The sequence below is a fragment of the Methylobacterium sp. 092160098-2 genome, assembly GCF_028920805.1.
Taxonomy (GTDB): Bacteria; Pseudomonadota; Alphaproteobacteria; order Rhizobiales; family Beijerinckiaceae; genus Methylobacterium; species Methylobacterium fujisawaense.
The window spans coordinates 2838387-2851345 of record NZ_JAQPZJ010000001.1 but is presented as its reverse complement, the minus strand read 5'-3'; the positions used below and the strand labels follow the sequence as shown (position 1 = coordinate 2851345).

Here is a 12959-nt window from a genome sequence, read left to right as displayed (position 1 = left end):
CTGAAGCAGTCCCTTGGTGGGATCGGAAAGAGACCGTCCCTCGGAGCCGACCTGGGCCCCGAAGACCACCGCGCGCAGTGGAGGTGAAGGGGTCGCGAAGCGACGCTTGCGCTTGCCCCTTCGCCGGAACGAGCACGGTGGTATCGTGGCGCGGTCGGATCGGGGGCTCGTCCTCGGTATGCCGAATTGTGCAGCACCCTGCTGCACGGTCTCGAGGTGGAGATCGTGGGTGGATCCGAGGCGCGATAATACGGCTCTCGTTCGCCACCTCGCGGAGGATCCAGCTTTCGTAGGGATCGGCTACGCGACCGCCGGCAAGCTCCAGGCTGCTCTCGGCGACGATCTGGGCCGCGCACTGGCCGACGGCGACCTCGTCGCCCTTGAGCCGATCCTCGGGATCGAGCGGGCGCACGACCTAGTAGCGATGTGGCGCGATCGGCAAGCCGAAGGCGACGTCGTCGTCTGGCTCGGGGAGAACGGCTTCGACGGACGCCTCGCCCGCAAGATCGTCGCCCTTTGGGGCGTCGAGGCTCCGCTCCGCCTCCGGGAGAACCCGTGGCTTATGATGGCCGTGGCCGACTTCGAGAAGGTCGACGCCGTGGCCCATCGGCTCGGCCTGCCGCTCGACGCCGACGATCGGAGCATCGCGGCCGTGGAGGCGGCCCTCTACCGGCGGCTCGACGAGCATCACACCTGGATCCGCGACGCCGAGGTCGTGCGCCTGGTCGCTCGACTCCTGCGATGTTCGGCGTCGCGCGCCTCCGAGGCCGTATCCAAGGCGGTAGCCCTTGGCGTCGCCGTTCGGATGGGCGAAGGCCTGCAGCCGGCCGGCGCGGCCATGATGGAGGCCTACGTCGCCGGCGCGATCGCCCGGATGATCGAGGGGCAGGCGAGCGAGGATTTGATCGCCCGTGAGGTCCCCGCTCCGGAACTCGACGTTTGGCTGGACGAGGCGGCAGGCACCATCGGCGTCGATCTGGGCGGCGAGCAACGGAATGCCGTCCACCTCGCTCTGAGAAGCCGTTTCGGCCTCGTCGTCGGTAGCGCCGGCGTCGGCAAGACGACCGTGCTCAAGGCGATCGTCGCCGCCTCCGAGCGGTTCGGGCGAGCAATTCACATGATGGCGCTCGCCGGCCGGGCCGCCGTCCGGATGACGGAGGCGACGGGGAGGAAGGCCTCGACGATCGCCGCCTTCCTGAAGGCCGTCGAGGCCAAGCAGGTCGCCGTCGGGCCCGAAGCCTTGGTCGTGATCGACGAAAGCTCGATGCTCGACCTGCCGACGTTCTACCGGATCCTGCGGGTCATGCCGCCGAGCGGCCGTCTCCTGCTGGTCGGAGACGAGGCACAGTTGGCGCCGATCGGGTTCGGCCTGACGCTGCATGCGCTCGTCGGCATCCCGGAGATCCCGAAGGTCGAACTACGGACCATTCGGCGGCAGACCGCCGCCTCCGGCATCCCTGCCGTCGCGGCTGCCATACGCGACGGACGGCTCCCTTGGCTTCAGCCTTTCTCCCCTGACGTCGGCGGCGTCACGCTGCTCGAATGTGAGCCCCACGCAATTGCGGACCACGTGAAGGACGCCCTCGCCGAGCTCGGCGGGGTCGAAGGGGCCACGATACTCTCGGCTCTCAAAACCGGTGCGAGCGGAACGGTCGCTCTTAATGCTGAGCTCCACCATCTGGTGGCCCTCGGATGCCCACCTGGGGAGCGCGGCCGGTTCATTGTGGGAGAGCCAGTGCTGTTCTTGCGGAACGACTACCGTCGGGACCTACGCAACGGCAGCCTGGGCACCGTGACGGAAATCGACGATGATGGGGTGGCCGTGAACTTCGACGGCAACGAGCAGCGGTTGGCCGGACGCGACCTCGACGATCTTGATCACGCCTATGCGGTCACGGTCCACAAGGCGCAGGGCACGGCCTTCGAGAACGTCGTGATCCCGATTGTCTCGTCTCGCCTGCTGGACCGCTCGTTGATCTACACCGCCGTCACGCGCGCGATCGGGCAGGTCGTCCTAGTCGGGAGCCGTGAAACGCTACGCTTAGCTGTGGAAAAGCAGCCGATTTCTGCCGATCGGGAAGTCGGGCTCGGCCTCGCCCTTGCCATGCCGAACCAGTCGGAGTGACCTGTTTACGCCTCAATGGACGCGTAGCATGTCTCGAACCCGATTCAATGAGCGTTTGCAGGGCGCTAACACACACAGTGTCAGGGTATGCAAGGGTTTCAGCTACTAGGCACCGTCGGTCCGGTCGGGACAGCGCCGCCGGCGCCGGTCGTGGCGCCGGCGGCGTCTCTGCGGGCTCGGATGCTTCCCCATCTCGGGCCGCTGCATGCGCGCCTCCCCTCGCGGTGAGGAACCGAAGGTGGGGGCGACGCCGGATCGCGCGATCCGGTGCCCTCTCCACCAATCCCAACCCGGCCCCCCTCCCCGCCAGAATGAGGGGGCCGGTCGCATCGCTTCGACCGTCGGGGCCTGTCTTGTCGGGCGCCAAGTCCGAGCGGGATCGGGATCCGCTCGGGCCGCGGCCGCGAAGCGGCTCAGCCCTTGAGCTGCTTGTTGCAGGCCGAATAGTAGCCGCCGCCCTTCTCGATCCACTTCATGCCGCCCAACGTGCCGGCGGCCTTGGCCGCGTTGTAGCTGTCGAGACAGGTGTGCATGCGGGCCTTTCCGGCCGATTCCTTGGCGTATTTCGGATCGATGGCGCGGGGGAAGGCGGCCGATCCGGCGGCGGCGGCCGGTGTCGTTCCGGCGCGCGAACCGGCCGCCGGCGGGGCCGCGGGCGCGGTGGTCGTCGCGGTCGGCGACACCGGGTTGGGGGCGGTCGTCGGGGCGGTATCGGCCGCCGCGCCGCACTCGGCCTTGCGGAAGTCGTTCCACTTCTGCCCGTTGAGCGTCCCCGCCTGCTTGGCGGCCTGATACTTTGCCGAACATTCCTTGGTCGACAGGGCAGCGGCCGGCGAGGCACCGGCCGCCACGCCGACAATCATCAGGGATGCAAATACATAGCGGCGCATAACGAAAAATCTCCGGGACACTATGTGTCGTCCCGGAAGAGACTAATACGGCTCTATCCCGTCGTGAATATGCGGGTGTCCGTTCCGGCGGGACAAGTCGGCAACCAAGTCCGGATCCGGTCCGATCCGGATCCGGGGTATGGTCCCGAGCCGGCCGCGCGGGCTACCAGCCGCCGTGGAACCGGCGCGGGCCGTCATAGCCGCCATAGCCGCGCTCGTAGCCGCCGTAGCCCGGCCGCCCGTAGGGCCCGCGGGGACCGCCCCAGCCCCAGCCGCGCTCGTTGGGCCGGCAATGGCCCCAGGGATTGGGGTGGAAGCCGGGACCGCAGCCGCCGGCCACGCGCTCGATCACGACCCCGGCATCGGGGGGGCCATAGCCGAACGGTGCCGCGTTCGCCGCCGTGGCGGTGGCGAGCCCCGCCGTGACCACCGCGACCAGGCCGAGCATCTTGGAGCGCATCATGACACGATCTCCTGAACCAGCGGGCCGGACGCACCGGACCGATGGCAGGAGGATGCGCCGGCCGCCGTGAACCGGGACAGGTCCGGCCATTCATCAACCCGACGGGATCGGCCGGACGGGCCCACGCGCAACGGATCGGTCAGGCGGCCTGAAGCCGGACCGGGGTCGGCGCGGCGGCCCGTGAGCGCGCGTAGAGGTCGGCGCCGACGGCTTGGCCCGCCGCCTTGACGAGCGTGGCCTCGTCGCAGGACCGCGCCACCTTCAGGCCGAGCGCCGCGAGCCGCGCGTTGTCGGCGCAATAGGCCGCGATCCGGGCTCGCCCATAGGCCGGCATCGGGGCGAGCAGCCGGTCGCGCTCCGCGTCGTCGGCGCGGAACAGCGCCGAGATCAGCTCGATCGGAACCGGGTAGCGCGCCAGGGCGCTGGGATGGGGGCGGTTTCCGTCGCGCGTCATGGATGCCTCTCCGCTTCGCTGTGCGGTGGAAGGTTCGGCAACCATAGTTAACGATCAGTTGTGATTGTCGCCGGCCCGAGGCGGATGTCTCAGCGGCGCGGCGGGTTCACCCAGGCGCCGCCGTCGGCGTGGTGCGGCCGATCCGTGTCCGCGGCCGGGATCAGGAGCTGCGCGTCCGCCCAGCGAGACGCCGCGCCCGGCGCCGCCGGTGTGATCGCCCCCGTCGTGACCGGGTCGATCCAGGCAGGCGGGCCTTCGGCGAGTGACGCGCCCGGATCCGGCAGATTGCGCTCGTAGCCGGCGACGACCGCCGTGAGGGCGATCGCGGCCAGGAGGAACGCTAGACCGTCGAGGATCATGGAGCCGAGTCTCGGCATGGCACCCGCGCCTGTTGACCAAGCTTCGGGGCTACGGCGGCAGGGTTAACGAACCCTGTCCGAAACCGGGAGATCCGGCCCTGCGTCGGGCTCAGGCGTTCCGTCCGCCGCGCAGGGTTTTCAGGCCGATGCCCGTCGCCTCGAAACCGCCGTCGACGGCGAGCTGCTGGCCGGTGATGTAGGAGGCGCGCTCCGAGCAGAGGAAGACGATCGCCTCCGCGAGTTCCGTCTCCAGCCCGTAGCGGCCGAGCGGGACGGTGTCGTGATAATCCGCCCGGATCTCGGGGCTGTGGACCGCCTTGGCCATCGCGGTATCCACCGGGCCGGGGGCGACGGCGTTCACGCGGATGCCCCAGCGCGCCAACTCGACGGCCTGCTGCTGGGTGAGCTGCGCCAGCGCCGCCTTGCTGGTGCCGTAGGCCGTCCGCAGGGTCGAGGCGCGCAGGCCCGAGATCGAGGTGACGTTCACGATCGCCCCGCCGCGCTCGGACAGGAGCGGCACGGCGGCCTGCGTGCACAGGAACGGACCGGACAGGTTGACCGCGAGCACCCGCGACCAGTCCGCAAAGGTGGTCTCCATCAGCGGCTTGAAGATCGCGATGCCGGCATTGTTGACCAGGGCGTCGAGCCGCCCGAACCGGTCGCCGACCTGCCGGATCGCCGCCGCGACCGCCTCGGGCTCGGAGACGTCGGCCGTCACCGCCAGCGCGGCCTCCGGACGGCCGAGCCGCTCCGTCGCCGCGGCCACGCCCGGACCGTCGATATCGAGCAGGGCGACGTTCCAGCCATCCGCGAGGAAGCGGGTCGCGGTGGCGAGCCCGATGCCGCGGGCAGCCCCCGTCACCAATGCGGTCCGGGTCTGGGCATCGCTCATCGTCGTCTCCGTCGGGGGCGGCCGCACCCGGATGGCGCGACGCGGCGTTCGGGTCCGCAGCGGTGCGACCGCCGCAGGCCAAGCCCGGGACACCTACAGGTCCCTCCCGCCGTTGAAAACCGATCCGCCGTCGATGTCCGATGCATCGCGCGGGCGCCGTCGCGCCTGTCGGCCGCCGGCCGGTCCGCGGCGGCCGACAGGCGCGCCGACACGACCGAGGCGGCTTCCCCCTCTCGGGATGCGAAGATAGGCTCGAGCCTCCGCGCGGACCCGGCGCTCAGAGCATCGGGATGCCGCCGGTGACCGGCACCAGCGCCCCGGACATGTAGCTGCCCTCGCGGGAGGCGAGCAGCACGTAGGCCGGAGCGAGTTCCGCGGGCTGGCCGGCGCGGCCGAGCGGGGTCTGCGCGCCGAGCTGCTCGATCTGCTCCGGACTCTTCACGATCGGCTGGATCGGCGTCCAGACCGGCCCCGGGGCGACGCAGTTCACCCGGATCCCCTTCGGCGCCAGCAGGTTCGACAAGCCGATGGTCAGACTCGCGATCGCGCCCTTGGTGGCGGCGTAGATCAGCATGCTGGGATCGGCGACCTTGGCCTGCACGCTCGTGCTGTTCACGATCGCCCCCCCGGGCTTCATGTGCGGCACCGCGGCCTGGGCGAGGTGGTACATGGCGAAGACGTTGGCGCGGAACGAGCCCTCGATGTCGGGAGCCTTCACGTCGTCGAGGCTGTCGTTCACCACCTGGGCGGCGGCGTTGTTCACGAGGACGTCGAGGCGCCCGAACGCCGCCACGGTCCTCGCCACGAGGTCGCGACAATGGTCCTCGTCGCGGATGTCGCCGGGAAGGAGCAGGCAGCGCCGGCCGGCCTTCTCGACCCAGGCCTTCGTGTCCTCGGCATCCTCCTGCTCGACGTCGAGATAGGAGATCGCCACGTCGGCGCCTTCGCGGGCATACGCGATGGCCACAGCCCGGCCTATGCCGGAATCGCCGCCGGTGATCAGCGCCGCGTGGCCCGTGAGGAGCCCCTTGCCGACATAGCTGTCCTCGCCGTGGTCGGGCCGCGGCGTCATCTTGGAGGTCAGGCCCGGCCGGGGCTGCTGCTGGTCGCCGGGAAAGGGCGGCTGCGGCCCGGCCTGGCGCGGATCGTCGGTCATCGGGGAGGCTCCGGGTCGTGGGCGATCCACGGGATCTAGGGCCGCCTCCAGGGCCGCCGCCTGCGCCCGGCCGTCACAGGCCGGGCGAGGGTACCGAACCGTCTCAGAAGGCGCGGGTGCGCCCGGAATGCGGGCCGCCGTAGCGGCGACGCAGGAAGGAGACGACCTTGGGGAGGAGGAAGGCGATCAGGATCTTGCGCATCGGGGCTCGCTCACGTCACGGGTTCGTGAGCGGGCAATGCTCGGACCGCACCCCGGTTCCGTGCGGGCGCCGGATCAGAGTTCGAGGGTCAGGGTGACCGGCGCGTGGTCGGAGGGACGCTCCCAGGCGCGGGCCTCGCGCAGCACCTCCACCTTGCGGACCGTCCCGGCGAGGTCCGGGGACACCCAGGCGTGGTCCAGGCGCCGCCCCTTGTTGGCCGCCGACCAGTCGGGGGAGCGGTAGCTCCACCACGTGTAGATCTTCTCGGGCTCCGGGGTGAGGTGGCGCGCCGCGTCGATCCAGCCCGCCTCCCCGCGCAGGACCTCCAGCGCCTCCGTCTCGACGGGCGTGTGGCTGACCACGTCGAGGAGCTGCTTGTGCGACCAGACGTCGTGCTCCAGGGGCGCGACGTTGAGGTCGCCCACGAGGATCGCCGGCCCGGAGACGCGCTTGCCACCCCAGGCGCGCAGTTCGGACAGGAAGTCGAGCTTGTGGGCGAATTTCGGGTTGAGGTCGCGGTCCGGCACGTCGCCGCCGGCCGGGACGTAGAAATCGTGCAGCACGATGCCGGCGGCGGCCCCCGCTTCCGGCCCCAGCACCGCCGAGATGTGGCGGGCATCCTGGCGCTCGCAGAACCCCATCACGGCGCGGGTGTGCAGGGGGAAGCGGGAGAGGATCGCGACGCCGTTGTAGCCCTTCTGCCCGGCGAACATCACGTGCTCGTAGCCCGAGCCGCGCAGGGCCTTCAGCGGGAAGGCGTCGTCCGGGCATTTGGTCTCCTGGAGGCAGAGCACGTCCGGCTTGTGCTCGGCCAGGAAGCGCAGCACGAGGTCGATGCGCAGGCGCACCGAGTTGATGTTCCAGGTGGTGACGGTGAGCTGCACGGGCGGCGCCGGGGTTCGGTCGGAGGTGCGCTCCGATAGCCGATTTCGCGGGCCGCGACAGTCCGCTCGACGCCGGCGGCGCGAAATGCCGTGCGTCGGTGCCCGGCAGGCGCTATGCCCGTGCCCTGCCCTGTCCCGGGCCCCTCGTCGAGGCGCCGCCATGGCACATGCCCGCTCGCTCCTGTTCGCCGCCTACTGGGCCGCCTGGACCACCCTGTTCCTCGCGCCGCTCGCGGTCTTCCTCCTGTCGGGGTCCCCCGAGCGGCCGATCCGACGGGCGACGCGCCTCTGGGCACGCGGCATCCTGGCCGGGCTCCGGCACATCGTCGGCCTGCGCTACGTGGAGGAGGGCCGCCAGCACCTGCCGGCCAAGCCCTGCCTGATCGTCGCCAACCACCAGTCGACCTGGGAGACCCTCGCCTTCCTGGTGCTGGTGCCGGACGTGGCGATCGTCGCCAAGCGGGAGCTGCTGGCGATCCCGGTGGTCGGCTGGTTCCTGCGACGCTCGCCGATGATCGTCATCGACCGCGGCAACGGCACGCAGGCCTTGCGCACCATGATCGACGAGGGCCGCGCCGCTGTCGCGGCGGGCCGGTCGGTGCTGATCTTTCCGGAAGGCACCCGCGGCGGCATCGACGCGCCGCTGCGCTTCAAGCGCGGCGTCGAGCTGCTCTACGGACGGCTCGGCCTGCCGGTGGTGCCGGTGGCGCTGAATTCCGGGCTGTTCTGGCCGGGGGGCATGGCGACCCGGGCCGGGACCGTGGTGGTGAGCTACCTCACGGCCGTCGCGCCGGGCCTGACGGCCGCGGAGTTCCTGCGCGGCACCGAGGGGGCGATCGACCGGGAGCTCGACCGCTGGCGCCCCATCGGCCTCGACGGCCTCGGCGCGAAGGCGGCCTGAGGGCGCCCCCTAGGGCTGCGCTTGCTGGATCTGCTGCTGCACGGCCTTGTCCTCGGCACGCCCGTAATTGATGAAGAACAGGTTGCCGTCGACGCTCTTGCCCTTCTGGAGGTTCGAGAGCGTCACCGTCGTGATGTAGCCCTGCGGATCGGTGATCCGCCACTGCGAGAGGGTCTTCACGTCGGCATCGAAGAACAGCTGGATCTTCGAGGTGCCGCCGAGGGTGGCGCGGTCCTCCAGGCTGATGCGGACGCCGCCCGGATCGTTGGCCACGTCGGTGACGGTGAGGTCGCGGGCGAGGTCGATCTTCTCGCGCAGCAGGAATTTCAGCGGCGTCTGGGCGATAAAGTAGAGGTCCTGCGTGTTGAGCTTGCGGTCGCGCACCGCCACCGAGGTGCCGTCGGCGATCACCTCGAGCGGCGAGGGCTGGTCGTAGTCGAAGCGCAGGCGGCCGGGCTTGGCCAGCGTCAGCTTGCCGCCGATCCGGCGCCCATCGGCGCCGATCTGCATGAAGTTGCCCGTCAGGGTGTTGATCCCGTTGAAGTAGGCGTTGGCCTGGGCGAGCAGCGTCGCGGCATCCGCGGGCTCGCCGGGGGCGATCGCCGTCGGCGCGCCCACCGCCGCGACCTTGGGCTCGGCGGCCTTGTGCTCGGCCTTGCCGGACTTGGCATTGGCCGCCTTCGTGTCCTTGCCCGAGTCCTTGCCGGAATCCTTGCTCGCCTCCTTGGCCTTGGGCGCGGGCTTCTTGGCCGGCGCGGGGGCCGGCGGGGCAGCCTCGGGCTGCGGCGCGGGCTCCTCCTTGTGGCCGAACAGGCTGTCGATGAAGGCGCCCACCTGCGCCTCGGCCGGGTTGGCGGTCGCGAGCCACAGCCCGGCGGCGATCAGGGAGCCGGCTGTGCGGATGCGGCGGCCGATCATCGGCAGAGTCTCCTGGGGAACCACGGCGTGGGCTCCGGCGGCAAAGGGAAAGCGGAACGTGACGTCAGCGAGCGGGTGAAGACGTCGCGCCCCCCGTCGTCTGCGCGAGCGGCGCGCGGCAACCCAGGAGCTCCACGGTGCCGGACGGCGCGCTGCCCTGGGCTGCTTCGCTCCGCTCTCACGGACGGGACGGGTTTCGCAGCGGCCCGTTAGAACCCCGCCCTGTGGCGAAGATGCGACGTCCGGGCCGCCCCCATGGGGGAGCGGCCCGGGGCGCGGCGTCTCACTCGTCGTCGTACACGCCGCTCGACATGTGGGCTGCGCCGGCGACCAGGATCTCGCGCTTGCCGGCATGGTTGGCCGGGCCGACGATCCCCTCGATCTCCATCCGCTCCATGATCGAGGCGGCGCGGTTGTAGCCGATCTGCAGACGGCGCTGGATGTAGCTCGTCGACGCCTTCTGGTCGCGCAGCACCACCTCGATCGCCTGCTTGTACAGGTCGTCGGACTCGCCGCCGGTCGCCGCCGCGAAAGCGCCGATGTCGAAGACGGGGGCCTCCTCCTCGGGCTCGTCGCCGCGCTCGGCCTTGTCGGCCGCGGCGGCCTTGCCCCGGCCCGACCGGCCGCCCTCCTTGGCGGGCTCCTCGGGCGAATCGTCGGCCGTGACGGCGTCGAGGTAGCTGGGACGGCCCTGGCGCTTGAGGTGCGCCACGACGGTCTCGACCTCGCTGTCCGAGCAGAACGGCCCGTGCACCCGGGTCGTGCGCCCGCCGCCGGCCATGAACAGCATGTCGCCCTGGCCCAGAAGCTGCTCCGCGCCCATCTCCCCCAGGATCGTGCGCGAGTCGATCTTGCTCGTCACCTGGAAGCTGATCCGGGTCGGGAAGTTCGCCTTGATCGTCCCGGTGATCACGTCCACCGAAGGCCGCTGCGTCGCCATGATCAGGTGGATGCCCGCCGCCCGCGCCATCTGCGCCAGACGCTGGATCGCCCCCTCGATGTCCTTGCCGGCCACCATCATCAGGTCGGCCATCTCGTCGACCACGATCACGATGTACGGCAGCGGCGCCAGGTCCATCGCCTCCTCTTCGAACACGGCCTCGCCGGTGTGGCGGTCGAAGCCTGTCTGGATCGTGCGCGTGATGGTCTCGCCCTTGTCGCGGGCCTCCTTCATGCGGGCGTTGTAGCCGTCGATGTTGCGCACCGCGATCTTGGCCATCTTCTTGTAGCGCTCCTCCATCTCGCGCACGGCCCACTTGAGGGCGATGACCGCCTTCTTGGGGTCGATGACCACGGGGGAGAGCAGGTGCGGGATGCCGTCGTAGACTGACAGCTCCAGCATCTTCGGATCGACCATGATCAGCCGGCACTCCTCCGGCTTCAGCCGGTACAGCAGGCTGAGGATCATGGTGTTGATCGCCACCGACTTGCCCGAGCCGGTGGTGCCGGCCACCAGCAGGTGCGGCATGCGCGCGAGGTCGGCGATGATCGGCTCGCCGCCGATGTTCTTGCCCAGGCACAGGGCCAGCTTGTGCTTGCTCTCGGCGAAGTCGGCCGACGAGAGGGCTCCCGCAGGTAGACGGTCTCGCGGGTCTCGTTCGGCAGCTCGATGCCGATGACGTTCCGGCCGGGCACCACCGCGACGCGGGCCGAGACCGCCGACATCGACCGGGCGATGTCGTCCGACAGGCCGATCACGCGGCTGGACTTGGTGCCCGGTGCCGGCTCCAGCTCATAGAGGGTGACGACCGGGCCCGGCCGCACCGCCAGGATGTCGCCGCGCACGCCGAAATCCTGGACCGTCTGCTGCAGGTTGAGGGCGTTCTGCTCCAGCACGTCGGCATCGACCTCCTCGCTGCCGCCCGGCGCCGGCAGGGCGAGCAGTTCGAGGGACGGCAGCTCGTAATCGGCGTTCTCGATCGGCGCGATCTCGAGATGGCGGCCGGCCGGGATCAGGTGGGCGCGGGGCGCGACGAGCGGGACCGCAACCGGCGCGGGGGCCGGCAGGGCGGCGACCGGCTCGGACGGTTCGTCCGCGACGGGCTCGGCCTCGCTCTCCACCTCGGCTTCGACCGGCTCGGGCTGCGGCGCCAGCTTGCCCCGGAGCAGGACCGGGCGCGGGGTCATCGGGATCACCACGCGCTCGGCTTCGGCGCGCGCGGCCGGCGCGGCCGCAGCCGGGGCCACAACCTGGGCCGGGACGGCTTCGGGCTGGGCCGGGGGCGCCGGCGGGAGGGTGCTCGGCTGGCCGGCCGCGCGGATCGCCGCCCGGGCCGCCATGGCGCTGAGCGCCGGGACCCGGCGCGGAGCCTCGGAGACCGGCGCGGTCGGAGGCTCGGCCGCGGCGCTGCCGGGACCGAAGACCAGCGACAGGCCGGAGGCCGGGGTCGCGGCGGGGGGCAGGAAGGCGCTCCGGATCGCGGCGGCCTCCTCGGTCCGCGGGCCGGAATCCGTGCCGTTATCCTGCCCGTCGGCGGGGCGCGGCGGCTGGTCGAACCGCACGAGCCGGTCGAGCACGTAGACCGGCCGCGGCGGCAGCGAGCGCAGGTGCGAGATGTCGAGGGGCATCGAGACGAAGCGCTCGTCGGACGCCGCCGGCGCGGCGACGGCCTCCGGGGCCGGGGGCGCCTCGGCGGACTGCGCCTCCAGGGCCGACCAGGCCTCGACGGACGACCAGTCGCCGCCGTCGAACCAGGGCTGGACCTCGGACCAGTCGGGCAGGTCGGACCAGTCGCGGGCCGGGGCCTCAGCGACGGTTTCGACGCTCTCGGCGACGAAAGGCGCCGCCGCGACGGGGCGATCACCGCCGTGGACGCGGCCAGCTCGACGGCGGGCCGGACCGGGCGGCGATCCGGCGTGCGGAAGAAGCGGACGCCCGGCGGGGCGACGAAGGGCTGGCGCCACAGGGGCACCGGCTCCGCGTCCGGCGCGGCGGCTTCGGGCGGGACCGGCATGACGGCGACGCGCTCCGCCGCCTCGGCGGCGGTCTGCTCGTGCGCGATGCGCTCCCGCTCGGCCTCCTCGCGGGCGGCCCGCTCGGTCTCCAGGGCGAGGGCGGCCGCCTGCGCCTCGGCGCGGGCGCGCTCCAGGGCGACGCGCTCGGCCTCAAGGGCGCGCTGGCGGCGCTCCTGCAGGACCGAATCGGGGGTGCGGGTGTAGCGCACGGCCGAGGGCGGCGGCCTGGACCGGCGCGGCGACCGGCGCACCGGCCGGCACGCCCTCGGGGGCGATGGCGGCGGGGCGACGCGGCTGGCGCACCAGCACGCCCGGCGAGGACGCGCTGCGGTCGATCCGGCTCTCGAAGGCCGGCGCATCCAGGGCGTCGAGGCTCGCCCGGTCGTCGAAGACCTGGTCCGGCCAGTGCGGTTCGGGCGCGGCCGCGCGCGGGGCGCGCTCGGCGGCCTCGCGGCCGACCATCGCGCCCGGCGGCGTGAGCCAGCTCGGCTCCGCCCGGCGCCCGGGGGCACCGTAGGACGGGCGGGCGGGGAGTCCGGCCGGGGAGCCGGACAGGCGGCGGGTGAGGCTCGCGCGGAGCGCCATCAGCCGGTGCGCCAGGGCTCCCAGGGAGAGGCCCGAGCGGTCGCCGCCGCGGACGGGGCGGGCGGGGTCACGGTGGGAGTACGGAGGCCGTCCCGATGCGCGCATGGGTTCTCAGACGATACTCGAAACAGGGATCCGCCGACGCGCGGCGGCTGTTCCTGAGTTAGGCCATTCG

Annotated in this window: 11 protein-coding genes and 1 pseudogene; 2 read left to right on the top strand and 10 right to left on the bottom strand. The window is 71.8% G+C overall.

Translation table 11 applies throughout. The features are described from left to right. Positions 1-229: 229 nt before the first annotated feature. Positions 230-2125: an AAA family ATPase gene (locus PQI07_RS13460; RefSeq protein ID WP_274926775.1), complete on the top strand. Its 1896-nt coding sequence runs from the start codon at positions 230-232 to the stop codon at positions 2123-2125. A gap of 413 nt (positions 2126-2538) precedes the next feature. On the opposite strand, the gene PQI07_RS13455 is transcribed toward PQI07_RS13460, so the two are convergent. From PQI07_RS13455 to xth, 7 genes are all read right to left on the bottom strand, one after another. Next, positions 2539-3015: a hypothetical protein gene (locus PQI07_RS13455; protein WP_274926774.1), complete on the bottom strand. Its 477-nt coding sequence runs from the start codon at positions 3013-3015 to the stop codon at positions 2539-2541. Between the two features lie 163 nt (positions 3016-3178). Next, positions 3179-3478, bottom strand: a complete 300-nt coding sequence (locus PQI07_RS13450) for a GCG_CRPN prefix-to-repeats domain-containing protein (protein ID WP_043385077.1) — start codon at positions 3476-3478, stop codon at positions 3179-3181. A 139-nt stretch (positions 3479-3617) separates the two neighbouring features. Then, positions 3618-3932 (bottom strand): hypothetical protein, encoded by a 315-nt coding sequence (locus PQI07_RS13445; protein ID WP_043354509.1) that lies wholly within the window; start codon positions 3930-3932, stop codon positions 3618-3620. 89 nt (positions 3933-4021) lie between these two features. After that, a complete protein-coding gene (locus PQI07_RS13440; RefSeq protein WP_236952721.1) occupies positions 4022-4309 on the bottom strand; it encodes a hypothetical protein in 288 nt (95 codons plus the stop codon). A 91-nt stretch (positions 4310-4400) separates the two neighbouring features. Next, entirely contained in the window at positions 4401-5183 is a 783-nt protein-coding gene (locus tag PQI07_RS13435) for an SDR family NAD(P)-dependent oxidoreductase (RefSeq protein WP_043385070.1), read from the bottom strand. A gap of 277 nt (positions 5184-5460) precedes the next feature. Continuing rightward, positions 5461-6339, bottom strand: coding sequence for an SDR family oxidoreductase (locus tag PQI07_RS13430; protein WP_043759051.1), 879 nt, complete (start codon positions 6337-6339; stop codon positions 5461-5463). Between the two features lie 276 nt (positions 6340-6615). Further along, positions 6616-7425 carry an exodeoxyribonuclease III gene (xth, locus tag PQI07_RS13425; RefSeq protein ID WP_043354519.1) on the bottom strand — a complete coding sequence of 270 codons (810 nt, stop codon included), beginning with the start codon at positions 7423-7425 and terminating at the stop codon, positions 6616-6618. 160 nt (positions 7426-7585) lie between these two features. On the opposite strand from xth, the gene PQI07_RS13420 reads away from it, so the two are divergent. Then, positions 7586-8326, top strand: coding sequence for a lysophospholipid acyltransferase family protein (locus tag PQI07_RS13420; RefSeq protein ID WP_043354521.1), 741 nt, complete (start codon positions 7586-7588; stop codon positions 8324-8326). A gap of 9 nt (positions 8327-8335) precedes the next feature. On the opposite strand, the gene PQI07_RS13415 is transcribed toward PQI07_RS13420, so the two are convergent. The 3 genes and pseudogenes from PQI07_RS13415 to PQI07_RS13405 form a co-directional block, all read right to left on the bottom strand. Continuing rightward, a complete protein-coding gene (locus tag PQI07_RS13415; RefSeq protein WP_043759056.1) occupies positions 8336-9244 on the bottom strand; it encodes a LolA family protein in 909 nt (302 codons plus the stop codon). A gap of 283 nt (positions 9245-9527) precedes the next feature. Further along, positions 9528-11329 (bottom strand): annotated as a pseudogene (locus PQI07_RS13410) (DNA translocase FtsK); the annotation flags it as partial. 1020 nt (positions 11330-12349) lie between these two features. Then, entirely contained in the window at positions 12350-12889 is a 540-nt protein-coding gene (locus PQI07_RS13405) for a hypothetical protein (RefSeq protein WP_274926773.1), read from the bottom strand. Positions 12890-12959: the final 70 nt, after the last annotated feature.

What these genes read in the sequence shown, in the direction of transcription:
- PQI07_RS13440 (WP_236952721.1), bottom strand. Translation starts at nt 4,309, where the DNA reads ATGCCGAGACTCGGCTCCATGATCCTCGACGGTCTAGCGTTCCTCCTG.
- PQI07_RS13445 (WP_043354509.1), bottom strand. Translation starts at nt 3,932, where the DNA reads ATGACGCGCGACGGAAACCGCCCCCATCCCAGCGCCCTGGCGCGCTAC.
- PQI07_RS13405 (WP_274926773.1), bottom strand. Translation starts at nt 12,889, where the DNA reads ATGCGCGCATCGGGACGGCCTCCGTACTCCCACCGTGACCCCGCCCGC.
- PQI07_RS13415 (WP_043759056.1), bottom strand. Translation starts at nt 9,244, where the DNA reads ATGATCGGCCGCCGCATCCGCACAGCCGGCTCCCTGATCGCCGCCGGG.
- PQI07_RS13450 (WP_043385077.1), bottom strand. Translation starts at nt 3,478, where the DNA reads ATGATGCGCTCCAAGATGCTCGGCCTGGTCGCGGTGGTCACGGCGGGG.
- PQI07_RS13420 (WP_043354521.1), top strand. Translation starts at nt 7,586, where the DNA reads ATGGCACATGCCCGCTCGCTCCTGTTCGCCGCCTACTGGGCCGCCTGG.
- PQI07_RS13435 (WP_043385070.1), bottom strand. Translation starts at nt 5,183, where the DNA reads ATGAGCGATGCCCAGACCCGGACCGCATTGGTGACGGGGGCTGCCCGC.
- PQI07_RS13430 (WP_043759051.1), bottom strand. Translation starts at nt 6,339, where the DNA reads ATGACCGACGATCCGCGCCAGGCCGGGCCGCAGCCGCCCTTTCCCGGC.
- PQI07_RS13455 (WP_274926774.1), bottom strand. Translation starts at nt 3,015, where the DNA reads ATGCGCCGCTATGTATTTGCATCCCTGATGATTGTCGGCGTGGCGGCC.